The sequence below is a fragment of the Pseudomonas sp. CFII68 genome (assembly GCF_000416195.1).
GTDB lineage: Bacteria > Pseudomonadota > Gammaproteobacteria > Pseudomonadales > Pseudomonadaceae > Aquipseudomonas > Aquipseudomonas kilonensis.
The window spans coordinates 37408-60065 of sequence record NZ_ATLN01000112.1 but is presented as its reverse complement, the minus strand read 5'-3'; the positions used below and the strand labels follow the sequence as shown (position 1 = coordinate 60065).

21 protein-coding genes are annotated in these 22658 nt (G+C 60.3%); 13 read left to right on the top strand and 8 right to left on the bottom strand.

What is annotated here, in order from left to right; translation table 11 throughout:
- Positions 1–208: 208 nt before the first annotated feature.
- Entirely contained in the window at positions 209–1555 is a 1347-nt protein-coding gene (locus CFII68_RS07180) for a carbohydrate porin (protein WP_018611021.1), read from the top strand.
- Positions 1556–1803: 248 nt separating this feature from the next.
- Entirely contained in the window at positions 1804–2658 is an 855-nt protein-coding gene (locus CFII68_RS07185) for a D-hexose-6-phosphate mutarotase (protein WP_018611018.1), read from the top strand.
- 115 nt (positions 2659–2773) lie between these two features.
- Here CFII68_RS07185 and CFII68_RS07190 read toward each other — a convergent pair whose 3' ends face one another.
- Positions 2774–3634, bottom strand: a complete 861-nt coding sequence (locus tag CFII68_RS07190) for a MurR/RpiR family transcriptional regulator (RefSeq protein ID WP_170842276.1) — start codon at positions 3632–3634, stop codon at positions 2774–2776.
- Positions 3635–3830: 196 nt separating this feature from the next.
- On the opposite strand from CFII68_RS07190, the gene zwf reads away from it, so the two are divergent.
- The 3 genes from zwf to CFII68_RS07205 are packed head-to-tail and all read left to right on the top strand — an operon-like array spanning position 3831 to position 6683.
- Positions 3831–5300, top strand: coding sequence for a glucose-6-phosphate dehydrogenase (gene zwf / locus CFII68_RS07195; protein ID WP_018611016.1), 1470 nt, complete (start codon positions 3831–3833; stop codon positions 5298–5300).
- Entirely contained in the window at positions 5287–6000 is a 714-nt protein-coding gene (gene pgl / locus CFII68_RS07200) for a 6-phosphogluconolactonase (RefSeq protein WP_018611014.1), read from the top strand. Before zwf ends, pgl begins: the two co-directional genes overlap by 14 nt.
- Before the next feature lie 17 nt (positions 6001–6017).
- On the top strand, positions 6018–6683 hold the full coding sequence (locus tag CFII68_RS07205; RefSeq protein WP_018611012.1) for a bifunctional 4-hydroxy-2-oxoglutarate aldolase/2-dehydro-3-deoxy-phosphogluconate aldolase: 666 nt from the start codon (positions 6018–6020) through the stop codon (positions 6681–6683).
- Positions 6684–6897: 214 nt separating this feature from the next.
- Here CFII68_RS07205 and CFII68_RS07210 read toward each other — a convergent pair whose 3' ends face one another.
- Entirely contained in the window at positions 6898–8085 is a 1188-nt protein-coding gene (locus CFII68_RS07210) for an aminotransferase class V-fold PLP-dependent enzyme (RefSeq protein WP_018611009.1), read from the bottom strand.
- Positions 8086–8101: 16 nt separating this feature from the next.
- Positions 8102–8338 (bottom strand): DUF3820 family protein, encoded by a 237-nt coding sequence (locus CFII68_RS07215; RefSeq protein ID WP_014336924.1) that lies wholly within the window; start codon positions 8336–8338, stop codon positions 8102–8104.
- Between the two features lie 207 nt (positions 8339–8545).
- Here CFII68_RS07215 and CFII68_RS07220 point away from each other — a divergent pair, with 207 nt between their 5' ends.
- The 4 genes from CFII68_RS07220 (at position 8546) to CFII68_RS07235 (ending at position 12459) form a co-directional block, all read left to right on the top strand.
- Positions 8546–9010 (top strand): PA2169 family four-helix-bundle protein, encoded by a 465-nt coding sequence (locus tag CFII68_RS07220; RefSeq protein ID WP_014336925.1) that lies wholly within the window; start codon positions 8546–8548, stop codon positions 9008–9010.
- A 382-nt stretch (positions 9011–9392) separates the two neighbouring features.
- Positions 9393–11393, top strand: coding sequence for an FUSC family protein (locus CFII68_RS07225; RefSeq protein WP_018611006.1), 2001 nt, complete (start codon positions 9393–9395; stop codon positions 11391–11393).
- Positions 11380–11586 carry a DUF1656 domain-containing protein gene (locus tag CFII68_RS07230; protein ID WP_003198565.1) on the top strand — a complete coding sequence of 69 codons (207 nt, stop codon included), beginning with the start codon at positions 11380–11382 and terminating at the stop codon, positions 11584–11586. The genes CFII68_RS07225 and CFII68_RS07230 overlap by 14 nt, the downstream gene beginning before the upstream one ends.
- Positions 11587–11595: 9 nt before the next feature.
- Positions 11596–12459: an HlyD family secretion protein gene (locus CFII68_RS07235; protein ID WP_018611004.1), complete on the top strand. Its 864-nt coding sequence runs from the start codon at positions 11596–11598 to the stop codon at positions 12457–12459.
- A 130-nt stretch (positions 12460–12589) separates the two neighbouring features.
- On the opposite strand, the gene CFII68_RS07240 is transcribed toward CFII68_RS07235, so the two are convergent.
- A complete protein-coding gene (locus tag CFII68_RS07240; RefSeq protein ID WP_014336929.1) occupies positions 12590–13060 on the bottom strand; it encodes a MaoC family dehydratase in 471 nt (156 codons plus the stop codon).
- Positions 13061–13104: 44 nt separating this feature from the next.
- Positions 13105–14049 carry an alpha/beta hydrolase gene (locus CFII68_RS07245; protein WP_018611002.1) on the bottom strand — a complete coding sequence of 315 codons (945 nt, stop codon included), beginning with the start codon at positions 14047–14049 and terminating at the stop codon, positions 13105–13107.
- Positions 14050–14262: 213 nt separating this feature from the next.
- Here CFII68_RS07245 and fadD2 point away from each other — a divergent pair, with 213 nt between their 5' ends.
- Both fadD2 and fadD1 read left to right on the top strand, forming a co-directional pair.
- On the top strand, positions 14263–15951 hold the full coding sequence (fadD2, locus tag CFII68_RS07250) for a long-chain-fatty-acid--CoA ligase FadD2 (RefSeq protein WP_018611000.1): 1689 nt from the start codon (positions 14263–14265) through the stop codon (positions 15949–15951).
- A gap of 374 nt (positions 15952–16325) precedes the next feature.
- Positions 16326–18017, top strand: a complete 1692-nt coding sequence (fadD1, locus tag CFII68_RS07255) for a long-chain-fatty-acid--CoA ligase FadD1 (RefSeq protein WP_018610999.1) — start codon at positions 16326–16328, stop codon at positions 18015–18017.
- Positions 18018–19006: 989 nt separating this feature from the next.
- On the opposite strand, the gene CFII68_RS07260 is transcribed toward fadD1, so the two are convergent.
- Positions 19007–19384, bottom strand: a complete 378-nt coding sequence (locus tag CFII68_RS07260) for a hypothetical protein (RefSeq protein ID WP_018610995.1) — start codon at positions 19382–19384, stop codon at positions 19007–19009.
- Between the two features lie 245 nt (positions 19385–19629).
- Between CFII68_RS07260 and CFII68_RS07265 the strand changes: the two genes are divergently transcribed.
- The gene (locus CFII68_RS07265) at positions 19630–20580 is read left to right on the top strand and encodes a YihY/virulence factor BrkB family protein (protein WP_018610993.1); all 951 of its coding nucleotides are present in this window, start codon (positions 19630–19632) and stop codon (positions 20578–20580) included.
- The gene (gene def / locus CFII68_RS07270) at positions 20577–21116 is read left to right on the top strand and encodes a peptide deformylase (protein ID WP_018610991.1); all 540 of its coding nucleotides are present in this window, start codon (positions 20577–20579) and stop codon (positions 21114–21116) included. The genes CFII68_RS07265 and def overlap by 4 nt, the downstream gene beginning before the upstream one ends.
- A gap of 125 nt (positions 21117–21241) precedes the next feature.
- Here def and CFII68_RS07275 read toward each other — a convergent pair whose 3' ends face one another.
- Complete coding sequence (locus CFII68_RS07275) at positions 21242–21664, bottom strand: GNAT family N-acetyltransferase (RefSeq protein WP_018610989.1); 423 nt, start codon at positions 21662–21664, stop codon at positions 21242–21244.
- A 291-nt stretch (positions 21665–21955) separates the two neighbouring features.
- Positions 21956–22510, bottom strand: a complete 555-nt coding sequence (locus tag CFII68_RS07280; RefSeq protein WP_018610983.1) for a hypothetical protein — start codon at positions 22508–22510, stop codon at positions 21956–21958.
- Positions 22511–22658 lie beyond the last annotated feature (148 nt).

The following is a 22658-nucleotide window of genomic DNA, read 5'->3' as shown; positions in this document are numbered from 1 at the left end:
GGGGCTTGTGGGAGCAAAGCTTGCTCGCGATGAACGATAACGCGGTCATTCGAAAGACCGAGGCGCTTTCATCGTGAGCAAGCTCAGCTCCCACACAAGCTCTCTCCCACAGGAAGGAGTATGCGGTGAGTGGGGGACCATCCATCGCAATCGTTGTAAACCGCGTTAGATAAAAACAGTTAATAACAATAAAGACGAGGATGTAGGGATGAAGAAGAAAAATAACGCCCAGCTTATCTGCCAGTTGTCAGCCGTTGCGGCGATGATGCTGGCCGGTAGCGCACACGCTGCCGACGCGTTCAGCGCCGATTCGCAGTGGATGACGGGTGACTGGGGTGGCGAACGGACCAAGCTGATCGAGCAAGGTATCGATATCAAGGCTGACTTCGTCGGCGAGATGGGCGCCAACCTTCACGGCGGCTACAACGATGACAAGACCGCGCGCTGGTCCCAGCAGTTTGGCCTGGGCGTAGCCCTCGACCTGGAAAAACTGGCGGGCTGGGGTGATACGGAAGCCAAGATCCAGTTCACCCGGCGTGACGGTCGCAACATCTCCAACGACCGTATCGGTGATCCACGTGCCGGTACCCTCAGTTCCTCCCAGGAAGTCTGGGGCCGTGGGCAAACCACGCGTCTGACCCAGTTGTGGATCAAGCAGAAGTACTTCGACAGCAAACTGGATGTCAAAGCCGGTTATTTCGGTGAGGGCGAAGACTTCAACACCTTCCCGTGCGAGTTCCAGAACCTGGCGTTCTGCGGTTCGCAAGCGGGTAACTGGGCGACCGGCATCTGGTACAACTGGCCGATCATGCAGGCGGCGATTCGCGTCAAATACAACCTCACGCCTGAGCTCTATGCGCAAATCGGCGCCTACAACCAGAACCCTTCGCAACTGGAAAACAACAACCGCTACAAGCTGAGCGGCAGCGGTACCAAGGGTACCCTTATTCCGGTCGAATTGGTCTGGTCCCCCAAGATCAATAACTTGCCGGGCGAATACCGTGTCGGTTACTACAAAAGTACGGCCAAGGCTGATGACGTCCGTGAGGACGAAGATGGCAACGACGCCGCCACCACCCGCAACGCCTACCGCAGCCACAGCAGCAAGGACGGCTACTGGTTCGTCGCGCAGCAACAGCTCACCACCCACAACGGTGACGCTTCGCGCGGCCTGAACATCGCGGCCAACGCGACTTTCCATGACAAGGAAACCAACGTCGTCGACAACTACCAGTCGTTGATGTTCGTGTACAAGGGGCCGTTCGATGCGCGTCCGAAAGACGATGTCGGGATCGGTTTCTCGCGTATCCATGTCAACGAAGACGTGAAGAAAAACGCCGAGTTGGTCAACGCCGCCAATGGCGTCAGCGACTACGATGATCCGTTGTTCTCGCCGCTGCGCAGCACTGAGTACAACTACGAGATCAACTACGGTTTCCACGTGACCAACTGGCTGACCGTGCGTCCCAACCTGCAATACATCACTCACCCAGGTGGTGTGGATGAAGTCGACAACGCGCTGGTGGCCGGCCTGAAAATTCAGTCGGTGTTCTAACGCTGTTGCGATAAGCTCCTCTCTATGTGCGCATATTTGCGGACGGCCAAGGCTGTCCGCTTTTTTTTGCAAGGTGGCTGGCACAGAACCTGTGGGAGCAAGGCTTGCCCGCGATGAAGACAACGCGGTCTCCCAGGGAAGCGAGGCGCTTGCATCGCGAGCAAGCTTTGCTCCCACAGATAAATCGCCTTGCCGCAACAAGCGTTGCAAACAGATGAGCAACTCAATGATTCCCAGGACCGCGGCCCATGCATGAGCATCCGCTACAACGCTTTTTCAGATCCTTGCGCGAACGCCCGGTGTTCGCGTGGGAGCGCTATCGGCAGCGCGATGTGTTGGTGATCGATCACCCGTTGTGCCAGGCGGTGTTCAGTCGCCAGGGCGCGCAGTTGCTGCATTTTCAGCCCAAAGGCCAGAAACCCTGGTTGTGGTGCGCGGCCAAGTGGCCGCAAGTGGGGGCGATACGCGGCGGGGTGCCGGTGTGCTGGCCGTGGTATGGCCGCCATCCCAGCGAAAACGCCTGGCCGTCCCACGGCTGGGCACGCTTGATCGATTGGAAACTGCTCGACAGCCGCAGTGATGACGACGGTGTGCATTTGCACTGGCAGCTGCAATTGTGCGACTGGCAAGTGGACCTGCATGCAGACCTGGGTGAGCGCATGGAGCTGCGCTTGAGCACCGAGCACCAGGACAGCCTGCCGTGCCAGTTGAGCCAGGCTTTGCACGCCTATTGGCGTATCGGTGACGTCGGTGAGGTAGCGCTGTCTGGTCTCGAAGGCGCCCAGGGCTACGACCAGTTGAGCCGTGCGGTTTGCCAGCAGGAAGGCGAATTGCGGGTCGAGGGTGGCTGCCAGCGGGTGTTCCAGCATGAGGGCGAATTGCAGCTCAAGGACCACGCCTGGCAGCGCGAATTGTGCATCGACACCGGCGACAGCGCCGACACCGTGGTCTGGCATCCCGGCGCACGGCCGTTGCTGGGGGTGAGTTGGGATGAAGTCAGCGAATTCGTCTGCGTCGAAGCGGCCAGTGGCGGCACCGACAGCCTGTGCCTGGCGCCGGGGGAGCGGGCGCACCTGAGTTTACAAGCGCGGGTGGGGGCTTAACTCTGGATGATCGTTCCCACGCTCCGCGTGGGAATGCCTCTATGGACGCTCCGCGTCTGACGCAGAGCGTCACGGGATGCATTCCCACGCAGAGCGTGGGAACGATCGGAATGGGTCAGTTGAACTCATCCCCCACCGGATACCGGCTGGCATTCAGGCTTTCCTTGATCTTGCGCAGATGCGGCTGGAAGTCCACGCCCCGACGCAGGGTCATGCCGGTGGCGAGCACGTCCAGCACGGTGAGCTGGATGATCCGTGAGGTCATCGGCATATAGATATCAGTGTCTTCGGGCAGGGGGATGTTCAGGCTCAGGGTACTGGCCTTGGCCAGTGGCGAGCCTTCGGCGGTCAGGCCCAGCACAGACGCGCCGTTTTCCCGGGCGATGCGCGCCACTTCCACCAGCTCACGGGTACGACCGGTGTAGGAAATGATCACGAACAGTTCACCGGTATGGGCCACCGACGCGATCATGCGCTGCATCAGTACGTCGGCGTGGGCGGTCACCGCCAGGTTGAAGCGGAAAAACTTGTGCTGGGCATCCAGCGCCACCGGGGCGGAGGCGCCGAGGCCGAAGAAGTGGATCTGCCGGGCCTGGATCAGCAGATCCACCGCGCGACTGATCAAATTGGGATCAAGGGCCTGGCAGGCGCTGTCCAATGAGGCAATGGCACTGCCAAAGATTTTTCGGGTGTAGGCTTCCGGGTTGTCGTCGGCCTCCACCGCTCGGCTCACATAAGCAGCGCCGCTGGCCAGGCTTTGGGCCAGTTGCAGCTTGAGCTCCGGGTAACCGCTGACGCCGAACGAGCGGCAGAAACGGTTGACGGTCGGTTCGCTGACCGAAGCCGCCTGGGCGAGGGCGGCGATGCTGAAGCGGGTCGCCTGCTGCGGGTTGAGCAGGATGATCTCGGCCACCTTGCGTTCGGCCTTGTTCAGGTCTTCAAGGCGACTCTGGATCTGTTCCAGTAAATTTCGCACGCGGTCCATACAAGATTCCTAGGAAGACGGGTCTTTGATACGACCCTTTGCGGTGGCCTATCCTACTGATGGCTCCGACGGACCACCACTCGGAATCGGTATTTTCGAAAAATGTTGTGGTTATTACTACATTTTTCCTTGAGTGATGCCTTGAAAAAAGGTATTTGTAGTTTAACTTGATAAAAGAACAAACATCATGCCTTCGATTACGGTTGAACCGTGCACCTTTGCCTTGTTTGGCGCGTTGGGCGATCTGGCCTTGCGCAAGCTCTTTCCTGCCCTCTATCAGCTCGATGGCGCCCAGTTGTTGCACGAGGACACGCGAATCATTGCGCTGGCCCGTGAACCCGGCGGCGAGCAGCAGCACCTGGCATTCATCGCCGCCGAACTGCGGCGCTACGTCGGTGAAAAAGACCTGGACGAAGCCGTGTTCGAGCGCTTCCTGGCGCGATTGACTTACCTGCACGTGGATTTCCTCAAGGCCGACGATTACGTCACCTTGGCCGAAGCGGCCGGCTCGACCCAGCAGGTCATTGCCTATTTCGCCACCCCTGCTGCGGTGTATGGGGCGATCTGCGAGAACCTGGCGAAGGTTGGCTTGAGCGAAAACACCCGTGTCGTGCTGGAGAAGCCCATCGGTTCGGACCTGGAGTCTTCGCGCAAGGTCAACGACGCCGTGGCGCAGTTCTTCCCGGAAAACCGTACCTATCGCATCGACCATTACCTGGGCAAAGAGACGGTCCAGAACCTGATCGCGCTGCGGTTCGCCAACAGCCTGTTCGAAACCCAGTGGAACCAGAACTACATTTCCCACGTGGAAATCACCGTGGCCGAGAAGGTCGGTATCGAAGGCCGCTGGGGCTATTTCGACAAGGCCGGCCAACTGCGGGACATGATCCAGAACCACCTGCTGCAGCTGCTGTGCCTGATCGCCATGGACCCACCGGCCGACTTGTCCGCCGACAGCATCCGTGACGAGAAGGTCAAGGTGCTCAAGGCCCTGGCGCCGATCAGCCCGGAAGGCTTGACCACCCAGGTGGTGCGCGGCCAGTACATCGCCGGCCACAGCGAAGGCAAGGCAGTGCCTGGCTACCTCGAAGAACCCAACTCCAATACCCAGAGCGACACCGAGACGTTCGTCGCCCTGCGCGCCGACATCCGCAACTGGCGTTGGGCCGGTGTGCCGTTTTACCTGCGTACCGGCAAGCGCATGCCACAAAAGCTGTCGCAGATCGTCATCCACTTCAAGGAACCGTCCCACTACATCTTCGCGCCCGAGCAGCGCTTGCAGATCAGCAACAAGCTGATCATCCGCCTGCAACCGGACGAAGGGATTTCCTTGCGAGTGATGACCAAGGAGCAGGGCCTGGACAAGGGCATGCAATTGCGCAGCGGTCCGTTGCAACTCAACTTCTCCGACACCTATCGCAGCGCACGGATTCCCGATGCCTACGAGCGGTTGTTGCTGGAAGTCATGAACGGCAATCAGAACCTGTTTGTCCGTAAAGATGAAATTGAAGCCGCGTGGACGTGGTGTGACCAGTTGATCGCCGGATGGAAGAAATCCGGCGATGCGCCCAAGCCGTATGCGGCTGGGTCCTGGGGGCCGATGAGCTCCATTGCACTGATCACGCGGGATGGGAGGTCATGGTATGGCGATATCTGAATTGAAACTGCCGCAGGGCGTTCGCGCCCATGAATTCAAGAACCCGGTGGTGCTGGCCGAAGGCCTGGCGCTGAACGTGGCCGAGCAGTTGCGCAACGCAATCGAGGCGCGCGGTGCGGCGACCCTGGTGGTCTCCGGCGGCCGCAGCCCGGTGGCGTTTTTCCAGCATCTGGCCAAGCAGGCGCTGGACTGGTCCAACGTGGTGGTCAGCCTGGCCGATGAGCGCTGGGTACCGGTTGAACACGCCGACAGCAACGCCGGCCTGCTCAAGCGTTACCTGCTGCAAGGCGCGGCAGCCAAGGCCCAGTTCCTGAGCCTTTACAGCGCCAGTGCCAATCTGGAAGCGGCTGCCGAGCAGGCCGATCGTCTGTTGGCCGAGTTGCCGCCGATCGACGTGCTGGTATTGGGCATGGGCGATGACGGGCACACCGCCTCGCTGTTCCCTGACAGCCCGAACCTGGCCCAGGCTCTGGACGCCAATGGCACACGTCGCTGCTGGCCGATGCTGGCGCCGACCGTGCCGCACCAGCGCCTGACCATGAGCCGCGCCTTGCTGGCTTCGGCGCAACACAAAGTGCTGTCGATTTCCGGTCAGTCGAAATTGACCACCTTGAACGCTGCGGTGGCGGGTGACGATGTCGCCGAAATGCCGATCCGCGCGTTTTTGCAACCTACGTTAGAGATTTACTGGTGCCCATGAACCAAGGATCAGCCGCTATGACAAACCCATCCCCGACCGTTTCCATGGCGGACAAAGTTGCCCTGATCGACAGCCTCTGCGCCAAGGCGCGGATCCTGCCGGTGATCACCATCGCCCGTGAACAGGACATCCTGCCGCTGGCCGATGCCCTGGCTGCCGGTGGCCTGACGGCGCTGGAAGTGACGCTGCGTTCCCAATACGGCCTCAAGGCTATCCAGGTGCTGCGCGAGCAGCGTCCGGAACTGGTGACCGGTGCCGGCACGGTGCTCGACCGCCACATGCTGGACGCCGCCGAGGCGGCCGGTTCGCAGTTCATCGTCACTCCGGGCATCACCCGTGATCTGCTCGAGGCCAGCGTCTACAGCTCTATCCCGTTACTGCCTGGCATCAGCAACGCCTCGGGCATCATGGAAGGCTACAGCCTGGGCTATCGCCGCTTCAAACTGTTCCCGGCCGAAGTCAGCGGCGGCGTCGCGGCCATCAAGGCCTTGGGTGGTCCGTTCGGCGAAGTGAAATTCTGCCCGACCGGCGGCGTGAGCCCGGCCAACATCAAGAGCTACATGGCGTTGAAAAACGTGATGTGCGTGGGCGGAAGCTGGATGCTTGATCCTGAGTGGATCAAGAACGGCGACTGGGCCCGCATTCAGGAATGCACCGCCGAGGCCTTGGCGCTGCTGGACTGATTGTTTTACCGAACCTCGTTGGGTGTTCTACGGTTTTACGGTGCGCTTGGTCGGCGCGCCGTTTTTTTTGCCTGGGTTTTTGTTTGTGGGAGCAAAGCTTGCTCGCGATGGAGGCGATGCGGTCTTTGAGGAATCGAGGTGCCTGTTTCGCGAGCAAGCTTTGCTCCCACACAGCGGGGCGGCGCGCCGTTTCGCCAAATCCCCTCGCCATGAACTATGTTCGGCTCAGGTCAATCAGTGCTGCAGTCAACCGCTCGATATCACTCGCCAAGGTTATCAGCCCCGGGGTAATGCGAATGCACGGCCCGACGCTGGTGTGGCGTACCACCGTGAAGATCCCATGCTCGTGGAGCAATCGATCGGCCATCGCCTGTTGATCGGCCTGGGCGGTGAAGCGCATCGCGGTGATCCCGCAATAGAGACGCCGGTCATCCGGGGTCATGACTTCGATGCCCGGCACATCGCGCACGGCGCTCACCCATAGGTCGCGCAGATAACAGAGGCGTGCGCCTTTGGCCGAGGCGCCACCCAGGGCCTGGTGTTCTTCGAAGACCAGCGGCAGGGTGAGCAGGGCAGGGATGTTGGGCGTGCTGTGGGGCGTACGTGAGCGGACGTCGGTGGCGGGGTAGCTGTCTTCGTCCATGTCCGGGTCAATGTCGGCCAAGCGCTGCGGGGCGATGTACAGGAAGCCCTGGGAGAGGGGCCCGCCGATCCACTTCTGCAGGTTGAACCCGGCGAATTCGATCCCGAGCTTCTTCAGGTCGAAATCGATCTGGCCCAGGGCGTGGGCCCCGTCGAGGATGATGTCGACGGCAAACTCGCGGGCATTCTCGGCAATGGCCTGGACCGGCATCACCAGCCCGGTGAGGTGGTTGACGTAGGTCAGCGCCATCAGCTTGAGGCGCGGGTAGCGAATGAACGCTTCGCGATAGGTGCCCACCAGGCTTTCGAAACTGGCAGGGTGCTGGTGGACGATTTCGATCACCTCCACGCCACGCTGGCGGGCCAGCCAGCGCATGGCGCTTTTGACCGAGGCATATTCCAGATCACAGATCAGCACTTGATCGCCCGGCTTGAGGCCGTTGTAGTTGCGAATCAGCGTCTGCAAGGCGTCCACCGCGCTACCGGCCAATGCCACGCTCTGGGGGGATGCGTGGATCAGCCGGGCTACCTGTCGACGAATGGCTTCGCCGTGTTCACGGTCGAAATGCTGGCGCACGTACACCGAGTTGCCCCGGTTGATGAATTCGATGTTGCGCTGGTACTCCTCCACCACGGTGCGGGACATGCGCCCGAAGTAGCCATTTTCCAGATTGAGTGGCCCGGCGGGATCGACGTCGTAGCGGCCGACAAACGTCTGCCAGAAAGCTTCATCATGGGCGCGTAGCGTGTTTTCGGGCATGACGGGGCTCAACTGGTCAGGGGCGAGGCTTGGGTTTGCCGTGTTTGGCACGCAATGGATCGAGCAGGTCCGACAGCCCGTTGTGATCGATTTCCTGCATCAGTGCCAGCAAACCACCCAGTTCTCCGTGAGGAAAACCCTCGCGGGCGAACCAGTTCAGGTATTGACCGGGCAGGTCAGCCAGGATTCGACCCTTGTATTTGCCGAATGGCATTTGACGCGTGATGAGCAATTCGAGCTTTTCCGGGTTCATGGCAATCGTCTTGATTCAAATCTGCTTCGAAAATACAGGCATTCTGCATGCAGGCCAAATGACAGATCATGCAAATAACGCGGATACAGTTTTCTGATTTTTTGATAACTAATTGATTTTTAATTAAATTTATCAGGTTATTGGGCTGGCATGGCCGATGCAATATCCCTTGCAGGTTTTCTATTCACCCAGCAAAGGAACTGAAAAATGACTGACATCAACAAAGAATCCATCTCCGTCTTGAACGACCTGATCGAGACCAGCAAAGATGGCCAGGAAGGCTTCAAGACCTGCGCTCAAGACATCAAGCACCCACAACTCAAGGCGCTGTTCGTTCAACGTGCTGCGGATTGCGCGACCGCTGCGGCCGAGCTGCAAGCGGCGGTTCGTTCCCTGGGCGGCGATCCGGAAACCTCCACCAGCGTCGCTGGTGACCTGCACCGTCGTTGGGTGGACGTGAAATCCATGTTCACCGGCAAGGATGAAGAAGCGGTGCTCAACGAAGCCGAGCGTGGCGAAGACCATGCGCTCAAGGCCTACAAGGAAGCGCTGGAGAAAATCAGCAAGCACAACCTGGTGGGTATCCGTGATTTGGTTGAGCGTCAGTACCACGGTGTGCAACGCAACCATGACCAGGTCAAGGCCCTGCGTAACCAGGCGCGCGCCAGCTAAACACCGCGTCCCGATCGAAAAAACGCCAGCATGCCTGGCGTTTTTTTGTGGCGACGACTCAGATTTAAGGTGAACACTGTTGTGGCGAGGGGATTTATCCCCGCTGGGCTGCATAGCAGCCCCAACCCCTAGTATCACTGCGCCGTGTCAGCCTGAACACGGGGGCTGCTTCGCAACCCAGCGGGGATAAATCCCCTCGCCACAAGGTCAGGGCGAGTGAGGGAGATGGCATTTCAACTCACTCAGCATCAAACAGAAAAAGTGTGTTGTTAAATCCATCAATAATCAGCTCTGGACTCGAATAGATAGCTAGCTAATAATTGCACCGCCGATCCCTTGCATTGCATCTATTGTTACTGGCGTCCCCCAAAGAGTTTTTCGCGTGCCCATAACCTTCCAGGCCTTGTTTGCCCCTGACCGTCTCGCTTTGCAGTTCGCCATCAAGACCGTGCTTGGCGCTGGGCTGGCGTTGTGGCTGGCGTTGCGCTGGGGGTTGGAGCAGCCGTCATGGGCGCTGATGACCGCGATCATCGTCGCCCAGCCACTGTCCGGGATGGTGGTGCAAAAGGGCTTGGCGCGATTGCTCGGTACGTTGGTGGGCACCGTCATGTCGGTGGTGTTCATGGGCCTGTTTGCCCAGGCGCCCTGGTTGTTCCTGCTGGCCTTGGCGCTCTGGCTGGGGTTGTGCACAGCCTGTTCGACGCTGCTGCGCAGTGCCTGGTCGTATTCATTCGTGTTGGCCGGCTACACAGTGGCGATCATTGCCTTGCCGGCCATTTCCCACCCGTTGGGTATATTCGACCAGGCGGTGGCGCGCTGCACCGAGATCAGCCTGGGCATCGTCTGCGCCACGGCGGCCAGTGCCTTGCTCTGGCCGTTGCGGGTCGAGCGGCAATTGGCCGGTCAGGCGTTTGCTGCCTGGCAGAGCGGTATGCAGGCAGCCCGTGCCACCCTGGCTGGCGATGCCCAGGCCCGTAAAGGGTTGCTGGAAATCCTGGGCAGGATCGTCGCGGTGGATGCCCAGCGCGAACATGCCTGGTTCGAAGGCAGCCGTGGCCGACAGCGCGCCCGTGCTATCAGCGGCTTGAGCCAGAAATTGCTGATGCTGCTGCGCCTTTCGCGCTCGGTGCGTAGGCAGTGGAAACAGCTCGACCCCGAGGAGGCAGAGGCAGTCCAGCCGTGGATGAACGAGGTGCAGCAAGCCCTCGACGCCGACAGTGCAACCCTGCAAGCCTTGCGCCCCCGGGTATGGGATGCGTCTCACGACCCGCAGATCAGCTCGGCGCAAAGTTACTGCCTGGCGCGGTTCGCTTTGTTGCTCGATACCGCCCTGGCCGCCTGCGCGGCCTTGACGGCGGTGCAGGAGGGCAGGGCGGCGGCGGATCCACCGCGGACCCTGGCGTCTCATCGTGATCTGTCCCTGGCCATGGTCTTCGGCGCGCGCAGCGCCCTGGCGTTCTTGGTCGTTGCCGGTTTCTGGTTGGCGACCGCCTGGCCCGCCGCATCGGGCGCGATGCTGTTGACGTGCGTGGTGTGCAGCCTGTTTGCCAGTCGTGAAAACGGCGCGCAGATCGGCATGAGTTTTCTGCGCGGCATTCTGTTGGCCGTGCCGACGGCGTTCGTGATTGGCGAGCTTTTGCTACCGCAATGGAGCAGCTTTGCGATGCTGTGCATGGCCATGGGCGTGCCGTTGTTTTTCGGTGCGCTGGGTATGGCCAAGCCGCAGATCTTCGCCACGGCGACGTCGTTCTGCCTGCATTTCGTGGTGTTGATTTCACCGCTCAATGCCATGAAGTACGACGTCGCGGCGTTCTTCAACAACGCCCAGGCCATGATGATCGGCGTGGGCGCGGCGGTGCTGGCCTTCAATCTGCTGATTTTGCGCAACCCGGCCTGGCACAGCCGCCGCCTGCTGGCCGCGACCCTCCACGATCTGGTGCGTTTGACCCATCGCAGCTTGCGTGGCGCCGAGAGCTGGTTCGGCGGGCGCATGGCCGACCGGCTGTTGCAGTTGGCGCGGCATTACCCTGAATTGCCGGTGCAGGCGCGCAGCCGTTGGGATGATGGTTTGCTTGGCCTGGATATTGGCGATGAATTGTTGCATTTGCGCCTGAGCCTGGCCGTCGCCCAGGTGCCTGATACCCGGGCGCAGCGCCTTTATTTCGAAGCGCTGGAGCAGGTGCTTGAACACGGCCCGACCGGTGACCAGGCCGATGCGCTGGCCCCGGCAAGCGCCGAGTTCCTGAAGGTGTTGTCGTCCCAGCCGCCCGGTGACGCACTGAAGCTGGCCCAGGGCGCGGTGGTGCAATTGCAAAATAGCTGGCGCGCCTGGTGCCGCCAGCACGAACCTGAACGACGGGAGCACAGCCATGGGCTTGCGTGAGTGGTCGATTGGCGGGGTGTTGCTCAGCCCGTTCCTGATTTATGTGGTGCTGGCGTTGCTGGTGACCGGTGCGTTGCGCCTGCTGCTCAGCCTGGTGCCGGCCGGGCGCTGGATCTGGCATGAAGCCTTGTTCGACTGCGCCCTGTATGTCTGTGTCCTGACCGTTATTACCGTGGTCCTCGGGCCGCTATAGGAGTTGAACATGCGTACATCCGTACGTGTCGCCGTCACGCTGTGCATGGTGGCCGTGGCGATCTTCGCCGGGTTTCACTTGTGGCAGTACTACATGCTCACACCCTGGACCCGCGATGCGCGGATCCGCGCCGACGTGGTGGTGATTGCCCCCGACGTGTCGGGTTGGGTGCGTGAGCTCAAGGCGGTGGATAACCAACAGGTCAAGGCCGGCGATGTGTTGCTGAGTATCGACCGTGAGCGTTTCGAGGCAGCGCTGGAGAAGGCACGGGCCGTTGTGCAGACGCGCCAGCAGCAACTGAGCCTGCGCGAACACGAAGCCAGCCGCCGCGCCGCCCTTGGGCCCCAGGCCATCAGCGCCGAACTGCGGGAAAACGCCCAGATCAACGCCGGCATCGCCCGAGGCGAACTGCGCGAAGCCCAGGCCGAGGCCAAGGTCGCCGAACTGAACCTGGCGCGCAGCCAGGTCCTGGCCCCACGCAATGGCCACATCACCAACCTGCGCCTGGCCGAAGGCAACTACGTGAATGCCGGGCAGCCGGTGATGGCGCTGATCGACGACTCGACGTTCTATGTGCAGGCCTATTTCGAAGAAACCAAGTTGCCGAGGATTCGCGTAGGCGATCCGGTCAAGATCTGGCTGATGAGCGCCGGTCATGCACTGGAGGGGCATGTCGAAAGCATCAGCCGTGGCATTACCGACCGCAACACCAACCCCGATGCACAGTTGCTGGCGGAGGTCGAGCCGACCTTCAACTGGGTGCGCCTGGCCCAGCGGATACCGGTGCGGATCAAGTTGGACAAGGTGCCGGAGGGGGTGAACCTGAGCGCGGGGATGACGGCGAGCGTGCAGGTGCGCGAAGACTCGCCTTAAATGTGGGAGCAAGGCTTGCCCGCGATGAAGATAACTCAGTCTCTCAGGGAACCGAGGCGCCTGCATCGCGAGCAAGCTTTGCTCCCACATTTATGGCTCGCCACAAGTCATTCACTTTAGATCGCGGTAATCAACCCACAGTAATCGCCGGCAACGTCGGCAAAGTCACGGTCTGCTGCTTGCGCGGTGCGAGGATTTCGGCTTCGCCGTCCACCACCAGCTCATCGCGCTGGTTGAACACGCGGGTGGCGATGCGTACACGAAACTTCGGCAGTTTTTCCAGGATTTCCAGGCGCACGGTCAGGGTGTCGCCGATTTTCACCGGTTTCTGGAAGCTCATCTGCTGGCCGATGTAGATGGTGCCCGGCCCAGGCAGCTCGCAGGCCACCGCCGCGCTGATCAGCGCACCGCTGAACATGCCATGGGCGATGCGCTCCTTGAACATGCTCGCTGCGGCGAACTCGGCGTCCAGGTGCACCGGGTTGTGATCGCCCGACATCGCCGCGAACAGCTGGATGTCACGCTCTTCGACGGTCTTGCTGTAGCTGGCGGTCTGGCCAATTTCGAGGGCTTCGTAAGGGGTGTTGGTAACCTGGGTCATCTGTTTCAAATCCTGTGACGGGGTAAAGGAAAAACGCGGCAAGCCTACTCGCTACGTGGCGGCCGCTTGTGGCTCAGGGCCTGGGCAATCCAGGCCAGCACGTCGGCGGTCACTTCATCGCGGTTGGTTTCATTGAACAATTCGTGCCGGGCCTGTGGGTAAATCGTCAATTGCAGGTGCTGGCTGCCGGCGTCGCGCAGGGCGTCGGCCAGATCCTTCAGACGCTTGCCTTCGCTCACCGGATCACATTCGCCGCCGATCACCAGCAGGGGCAGGCCCGGATCGATCTGGGCGAGATTGGACGCTTTGCTGATTTGCTGCAAGCCACCGAGCAGATCGACCCACAGTTGATTGGTGCAGCGAAAGCCGCACAGCGGGTCGTGGACGTACTTGTCGACTTCGGCCGGGTCGCGGCTGAGCCAGTCGAAGGGGGTACGCGTGGGTTTGAATTTCTTGTTGAAACTGCCGAACGACAGCCACTCGATCAACGCGCTGCGCCCCGTGGCACCCTGGCGCCAGCGTTCGAAGCGGGCGATCAGGCGAGCGCTGCGGTAGAGCGTCACCGGCTGAAAGTTCGAGCCGCTGAGAATCGCCCCGTGCAGGCTGGCGCTGTGATGCAACAAATAACCCTGGGCGATGTAGCTGCCCATGCTGTGGCCCAGCAGCAGGATGGGGGTATCGGGATATTGCTGGACGATGTGGTGGTTGAGGCTGGCCAGGTCGCCCACGACCTTGAGCCAACCGTCCTCATCGGCAAAGTGACCGAGAATCGCTTCCTCGCCCGTCTTGCCATGGCCGCGCAGGTCCACAGCGCAGACACCGTAGCCCTCGTCGCACAGTGCCTGGGCCAGGCGGGCGTAGCGGCCGCTGTGTTCGGCCATGCCATGGGCCAGCATGATCACCGCCAACGGGGCGGTTTCAGGCAGCCACTGGTTGACGAACAGGCGGCTATGGTCGGTCGCGGTCAGCCAGAACGTTTGGTGGATCATGGCGATTCCTTTTGTGCAGCGTCGCTGCATTGTATAGCGCATCCTTTGCGTCTCGCCTGATCAGGCCACACCTAGGCAAGAAGATTCACACAATCTATGACGCAGGTTGCCATATTTGCCTGATTGGCCATAGCTGCTAGTGTCCCAGGAGTTCCACCTCTGCAAGCGATACAGAGGCGGCCCGGACATGCTCAGGTAAAGAGGACAAAAACAATGCAGCCTGATTTCTGGAATGACAAGCGCCCGGCCGGCGTGCCCCTGGATGTTGACCTTGGGGCCTACAAGTCGGTGATCGAGGTGTTCGAACGTTCCTGTAAGAAATTTGCCGACCGTCCGGCGTTCAGCAACATGGGGGTGACGCTCACCTATGCCGAGCTCGAGCGCTACAGCGCGGCTTTTGCCGGCTACCTGCAAGCCCATACCGACCTGGCGCCAGGTGATCGAATCGCAGTGCAGATGCCCAACATCCTGCAATACCCGATCGCCGTGTTCGGTGCCTTGCGCGCCGGGCTGGTCGTGGTCAACACCAACCCGTTGTACACCGCGCGGGAAATGCGTCATCAGTTCAAGGACTCCGGTGCACGGGCGCTGGTGTACCTGAATATGTTCGGGCAGAAAGTCCAGGAGGTGTTGCCCGATACGGACCTGCAGTACCTGATCGAAGCGAAGATGGGCGACCTGATGCCCACTGCCAAGGGCTGGCTGGTCAACACGATGGTGAGCAAGGTCAAGAAAATGGTCCCGGCCTATTCGCTGCCCCAGGCCATTTCCTTCAAGAGCGCCTTGCGCCTGGGACGCGGCCAGGGCATCAAGCCGCTGAACGTCAGCCTCGATGACATTGCGGTGTTGCAGTACACCGGCGGCACCACCGGGTTGGCGAAGGGCGCAATGCTGACCCACGGCAACCTGGTGGCCAACATGCAACAGGCCCGGGCCTGCCTGGGGCAGCTCGGCGATGACGGCCATCCACTGTTGCGCGAAGGCCAGGAGGTCATGATCGCACCGCTGCCGCTGTACCATATCTATGCATTCACGGCGAACTGCATGTGCATGATGGTGACCGGCAACCACAACGTGCTGATCACCAATCCGCGGGACATCGGTGGTTTCATCAAGGAACTGAAGAACTGGCGTTTCTCGCTGCTGCTGGGGCTCAACACGTTGTTCGTGGCACTGATGGACCATCCGGATTTCAAGACCCTGGATTTTTCCAACCTCAAGGTCACCAACTCAGGTGGCACGGCGCTGATCAAGGCCACCGCCGAGCGTTGGGAGCAGATCACCGGTTGCGGCATCACCGAAGGTTATGGCCTGACCGAAACCTCGCCAGTGGCCAGTGCCAATCCTTATGGTGGCAAGTCCCGGTTGGGCACGGTGGGGATGCCGGTGCCGGGCACGCTGATGAAAGTGATCAACGACGATGGCGTCGAGCAGCCCCTGGGCGAGCGCGGCGAGCTGTGCATCAAGGGCCCGCAGATCATGAAAGGCTACTGGAACAAGCCTGAGGCTACCGCCGAAGTGCTGGACCACGAGGGCTGGTTCAAATCCGGCGATATCGCGGTGATCGACCCGGACGGTTTCGTGCGGATCGTCGACCGCAAGAAAGACATGATCATCGTCTCGGGTTTCAATGTGTACCCCAACGAGATCGAAGACGTGGTGATGGCCCATCCCAAGGTGGCCAACTGCGCAGTGATCGGCGTGCCGGACGAACGTTCGGGGGAGGCGGTGAAGCTGTTCGTGGTGGCGCGGGAAACCGGCGTCAGCCTTGAAGAACTCAAGGCCTATTGCAAGGAGAACTTCACCGGCTACAAGATTCCCAAGCACATCGTGCTGCGGGAGTCGTTGCCCATGACCCCGGTGGGCAAGATTCTGCGGCGGGAGTTGCGGGATATCGCCTGAGGCCCGCCGGGGTATCTGTCCTGACGAAAACCTGTGGGAGCACAGCTTGCTCGCGATAGCGGTGGAACAGCCTCATTTGTATTGGCTGACATACCTCCATCGCGAGCAAGCTGTGCTCCCACAGTTGTTTGATTCAGAGAGATTTAATAGGGCGTAGGTTTTTTACTCTAAAAGTGACCATAAAGTATTCGTGAGTCATGTTTGTGACTGTGGTGGCTGCTTTTGGCTCTAGGCGGCCCTCGGCAAAGCTGCTACTCTCGGCGCGCTTTTGTGACTTCTCGGCCTTGATTCAAGCCAGATTCACCAATAAACACACACCAATAATAATCGCATCAAATGCGGTGAGAATTCGCGTTGCTGAGGAGTGGGCTTCCATGATTGAAGACTTTTGGAAGGATAAGTACCCAGCTGGGATTGCTGCCGACATCAATCCAGACGAGTATCCGAATATTCAGGCGGTGTTGAAGCAGTCCTGCCAACGCTTTGCCAACAAGCCGGCATTCAGCAACCTCGGCAAGACGATCACCTACGGTGAGCTTTACGAGTTGTCCGGGGCGTTTGCCGCGTACCTGCAACAGCATACCGATTTACAGCCGGGCGATCGAATCGCCGTGCAACTGCCCAACGTTCTCCAGTACCCGGTGGCCGTGTTCGGTGCGATCCGCGCAGGGCTGATCGTGGTCAACACCAACCCGCTGTACACCGCGCGGGAAATGGAACACCAGTTCAACGACTCCGGGGCCAAGGCGCTGGTGTGCCTGGCGAACATGGCGCACCTGGCCGAGACCGTGGTACCCAAGACGGGCGTCAAGCACGTCATCGTCACCGAAGTTGCCGACCTGCTGCCGCCGCTCAAGCGCCTGTTGATCAACAGCGTGATCAAGTACGTCAAGAAGATGGTCCCGGCCTATCACTTGCCCAAGGCCGTCAAGTTCAACGACGTGCTGAGCAAAGGCCACGGCCAGCCCGTGAGCGAAGCCAACCCCACCAGCGACGATGTCGCCGTGCTGCAATACACCGGCGGCACCACCGGCGTGGCCAAGGGCGCGATGCTCACCCACCGCAACCTGGTGGCGAACATGTTGCAGTGCAAGGCGCTGATGGGCTCCAACCTCAATGAAGGTTGCGAGATTCTGATCACGCCGCTGCCGCTGTACCACATCTATGCCTTCACCTTTCATTGCATGGCGATGATGCTGATCGGCAACCACAACATCCTGATCAGCAACCCGCGCGACCTGCCGGCGATGGTCAAGGAGCTGTCGAAGTGGAAGTTCAGCGGTTTCGTCGGCCTCAATACCCTGTTCGTGGCCCTGTGCAACAACGAAGCCTTCCGCAAGCTGGATTTCTCAGCCCTGAAAGTCACCCTGTCTGGCGGCATGGCCCTGCAACTGGCAGCGGCTGAGCGTTGGAAGGCGGTGACCGGTTGCCCGATCTGCGAAGGCTACGGCATGACCGAGACCAGCCCGGTGGCGACCGTCAACCCGATCCAGAAGATCCAGGTCGGTACCATCGGCATTCCGGTGCCGTCGACGCTGTGCAAGGTGATCAATGACGCGGGCGTCGAGCAGCCATTGGGCGAAATCGGCGAATTGTGTGTGAAAGGTCCGCAGGTCATGAAGGGCTACTGGCAGCGCCAGGACGCCACCGACGAGATCCTCGACAGCGAAGGCTGGCTCAAGACCGGTGACATTGCACTGATCCAGCCGGACGGCTACATGCGCATCGTCGATCGCAAGAAAGACATGATCCTGATTTCCGGTTTCAACGTGTACCCCAACGAACTGGAAGACGTGCTGGCAACCCTGCCGGGCGTGCTGCAATGCGCGGCCATTGGCATTCCGGACGAGAAGTCTGGCGAGGCGATCAAGATCTTCATCGTTGCACGGCCGGGTGTCACGTTGACCAAGGAACAGGTGATGGAACACATGCGTGCCAACGTCACCGGCTACAAAGTGCCCAGGGCCGTGGAGTTCCGTGATGCCTTGCCGACGACCAACGTGGGCAAGATCCTGCGGCGCGAGTTGCGGGATGAAGAGCTCAGGAAGCTGGGTTTGAAGAAGTAAGACCGTTGCCAATGAAGAGCCCCGCTGATGCGGTGATGCTGTTCACTTAAAGAAACGGCGCTTCTTTCAGAAATGGGAAGCGCCGTTTTTTTTGGCTTCGTTTCGGGTGACGGGGTGTATATCCGTTTCTTCGGTAACGTCGACTTATGGTTCCGCCCTTACGGCGGCTCACTTTTGAGAAGCGCAAAAGTAAGCAAAACGCTTTTGCCCCACCACTCGGTGCCTCGCCTAGGCTCGGCATGCCTGAACGAAGGCATTGCTCCGTGGGCCCGCCGCGAAGGGCCATCCATGGCCCAGCGCGGCTACCTCGGCATCCATGCCGAGGTGCCCACTGCGCAACACCTTCGTTCAGCCATCGTGGTTAACGGGGCGCCCGAGATCAACGTCCACCGCGAGGCGGCCTTATAGCCGACCTGGTTCTTGGTGGGACCGCGTTTCTCCTGTGGGAGCGGGCTTGCTCGCGAAGGCGGTGTGTCAGTTTGCGGTGATGTTGGATGTGCCGACGTCATCGCGAGCAAGCTCGCTCCCACAGGTTTTGCGGTGTGTATGGGTTTTCTGTCTGCTGAAGATCCTATGTGGGAGCGAGCTTGCTCGCGATAGCGGTGGCTCAGCCACATAGATGCCGGCATAAGCCCCGCTCTTGCTCTTGCTCTTGCTCTTGCTCTTGCTCTTGCTCTTGCCTTGCCTTGCTTTGGATCTTGATCTGGACGCCCCGTTAAACCACGCTGGCCGAACGCAGGCATTGTGGAGTGGGCATCCCGGCATGGATGCCGGGATAGCCGCGCTGGGCCATGGATGGCCCTTCGCGGCGGGCCCACGGAGCAATGCCGGAGTGAGGGCATGCCGAGCCTAGGCGAGGCACCGAGTGGTGGGGCAAAGCGCTTTTGGTTACTTTTGGCGCTCTTCCAAAAGTGACCCGCCGTAAGGGCGGAACCATAAGCCGCCGTTACGCAAAAAACGGATATACACACCAAAGCTAGGAAATCGCATTACAACCTGAACTGCGCAAAATCCAGATTGGTGCCACCGGGCCGCATGTCCTGAAGATAGGAGTCCTTGTCAGCACTCAGTTCCAGACTCAAGGCTGCCTTGCGTTTCCCCTGGTTGCGCACTTCCAGGCCTTCCATCTTTTCGCGCAGGAACACGGTCGGCACTTTCAGGTGCAGCAGCTCATCGGTGGCCGGCGTGTGCAGCAGCAGGTGAATCCATTCGTATTGACCGATGGCCAGGCGCCCCACCGGGATATCGAACCAGAAGATGTTGCGGTTACGGTTCAATTCGCTGAAGTGGCAGTTGTTGACGCCCAGTACGGCGCCGCCCAGATCCTGGTTTCTGCGGGCGATGGCCTGCTTTTTATCGAGTTTCATAACGTTCCTACGGGGTTGGAGCTTCAGGCCGCAGCCTGAATACGTGGGGCATTCTCGGTGGTTGCCGGGCAAACATAAAGCCCCGCTTGTAGGAACAATGAAACTTGGCTCGGCAATCGCCGGTCAATTCAGCGTCGGGCATGAAAGACGAAATTGATCCGAAGTCGCCAAACAGGCTACTTTGTTGTGATAACGGCCCTTGAGTCGCCAAGCGACCCCCTTTTTTGCGGCGAAAGGAGACGCACATGATGTTCCCGGCCTTGAAAGGCTTACCCTTGCATCGTGTGATGATGCGCACCGTGACCGAGTTTCTCGACGACGAGATGTCGACCTACGCCTCGGCATTGGCGTACCAAATGCTGTTTTCGCTGTTTCCTTTCATCCTCTTTTTGATCGCCTTGATCGGCTTCCTGCACCTGCCGGACTTCTTCTCCTGGCTGCGCCTGCAATCGGAACTGGTGCTGCCGCCCCAGGCCCTGGAGCAGGTCAACCCGGTGATCGACCAGCTCCAGCAATCCAAGGGCGGGTTGTTGTCGGTGGGTATCGTCATTGCCTTGTGGACCGCCTCGGCGGGCGTGCGGTTGATGATGAGCGCGATGAACGCCGCCTATGATGTGGTGGAAGGCCGCCCGGCCTGGAAGCGTTTTCCGCTGTCGATCTTCTACACGGTCGGCATCGCCGGCATGCTGCTGGCCGCTGCGGCGCTGATGGTGCTCGGGCCACAGGTGATGGGCTGGATCGCGGCCCAGGTCGGCTTGGAGGAGTTCATTGTCACGCTCTGGACGATCGTGCGCTGGCCAGTGATCGTGATCTTGCTGATGGTCGCCGTGGCCTTGATCTATTACGTGATGCCCGACGTCAAACAAGAGTTTCGCTTCATCACCCCGGGGTCGGTGCTGGCGGTGGTGGTGTGGATCATCGCCTCCCTGGGCTTCGCGTTTTACGTCAAGACCTTTGCCAACTACAACGCCATGTATGGCAGCATCGGTGCGATCATCGTGTTGTTGCTGTATTTCTATATCTCTGCGGCGGTGCTGTTGCTCGGTGCAGAGATGAATGCGGTCATCGAGCACATGTCCACTGAAGGCAAGAACCCGGGCGAAAAGAGCGCGGGCGAGCACGAAAAGCAGCATGTGTCGGGCCTGGGCCGCGACCATTCCATCCCTCATCCCCACCCTGACGAAGCCCGACCATGATCCGTGAAATCCTGAAAATGGGCGACGAACGCCTGCTGCGCATCGCCCCGCCGGTGCCTGCCGACATGTTCGACAGCCCGGAATTGTGGCAATTGATCGACGACATGTTCCAGACCATGGAAAGTGTCGGCGGCGTCGGCCTGGCGGCGCCACAGATCGGCGTGGACCTGCAACTGGTGATCTTCGGATTCGAGCACAGCGAGCGTTACCCCGACGCCGAGGCGGTGCCCCAGACCATCCTGATCAACCCGCTGATCACCCCGCTGGGCCCGCAGATGGAAGAGGGCTTCGAAGGTTGCCTGTCAGTGCCGGGCCTGCGCGGGGCGGTGGATCGCTACCAGGACATCCGCTACGAAGGCTTCGATCCCAAGGGCGAGCCGATCGTGCGTTACGCGTCGGGCTTTCATGCGCGGGTGGTGCAGCATGAATGCGATCACTTGATCGGGCGCTTGTACCCGTCGCGCATCAGTGACTTCAGCAAGTTCGGGTTTACCGAAGTGATGTTCCCCGATTTGGACCCGACGGCCGACGATTGATATTCGACTCTCAAACCCTGTGGGAGCGGGCTTGCTCGCGAAGACGGCGGCACATCCAACATCAATGCAGGCTGACCCACCGCTTTCGCGAGCAAGCCCGCTCCCACAATGGATTGTCTTGAGTTTCAGAAGCGTATTTTTGGCTCAAACCCCATCGCAATCATCGGCTTGCTACGCGCATACCGGCTCAGGCGTTCGGCCATCGCATAGGGCAGTTCGGGGTCGAAGCTGAAACCACGCCGCTCATAAAAACCACGCAAGTCCGGGTGGCAGAACAGCCACACCGGCTCATTCACGCCGTTCACCGCTTCGGCGATCAACCGTGCGGCGATGCCTTGTACGCGGTACGCCGGGTCGACGAACACCCCTGTCAACCAATGCCCGCCCGACACCGGCCGCAGGCACAGGGCGGCGACGATCTCATCGCGCCGCGCCACCCAAAGCTGCGCGTCACGCACGGCTTTCATCGAGGATTGGTGGGCGCGATAAAACTTGTTCATCAGCGGCCAAAGCGATTCTTCGAGCGCTGCGTAATGGATTTCGGACATGGCAGGGTCGTGGGCGATAAGGGGAGGGCGATTATAAAAGAACGCAGGTGCGGCGATAGGTGTATACCTGACTTCACATCCCGTATGAGTGGAGTACGTATCATGGCCAAAGGCATGGATTCAAAAAAAGCGGCAAAGAAAAAACCGGCGAAGACTGCCGATGAAAAGCGCGCCGACAAAAAAACCAAGAAGGTGAACCTGTTCGGTCATTGAGCCGATACTGCCTCGGTTGGCCTCAGGTTTGAGCTGGGGCGCTAACCCCAGCTCAAACGTTGCGCGATGTGCCGAGGCTTAAAGCGAGGCGAGAAACATGTCCGTGGCCGAGGCTTTGTCGTCGGTGCGGCTCTGCTGGGCCTTTTCCACTTGGGCGATCGCCGACTTGTCCTGCATGCGCTGGGCAATCTCCTGGCTGACCGCCATCTGCTTCTCGGGCGGCATCGCTTCGAACTCTTCCTCAGTAATGCCCATCTCTTCGAGAATGCTGTCGCGCAGGCGCTCTTCGGGCGTCTTGCTCATGTAGTCCTTGAATTCTGCCGTCGCAGAACCACCCAGTGTCGTGGTTTCTTCGGACGCTGGTGAAGCCACGGCCTGCAAGTACACACGGGTCTTGGCGAACGCCTCGTCCACCTTGTCGCTGATGGCGGTGGCGGCGTTGACCTGTTGCGTGGCTTGTTGGGTGAAGGAATCCTGGACCTGGGTACTGCCCTGGCTGGCCTGGGCCTGGACGTTATCGCGCAGGGCCTGCAACGCGGCGCTTTGCAGGCCGCTGGCGGCTTCGGCGGTGGGATCCTCGCCCGGGCGTTTGAGCGGCAAGACCATCGCTTGCTGTTTTGCACTGACCAACATGATGAACACCTGTGGGTAATGGCTGAGCGATGGGCAGGAGCAATTCCCATGCCGTCGCCGCAAGGCCTCTATTCCAAGGCTTGTGGGCAGGAACGCGGCGAGCGGGGCGGCCAACCCTTGCCGGCGGACGGCATGGATCGACCGCACT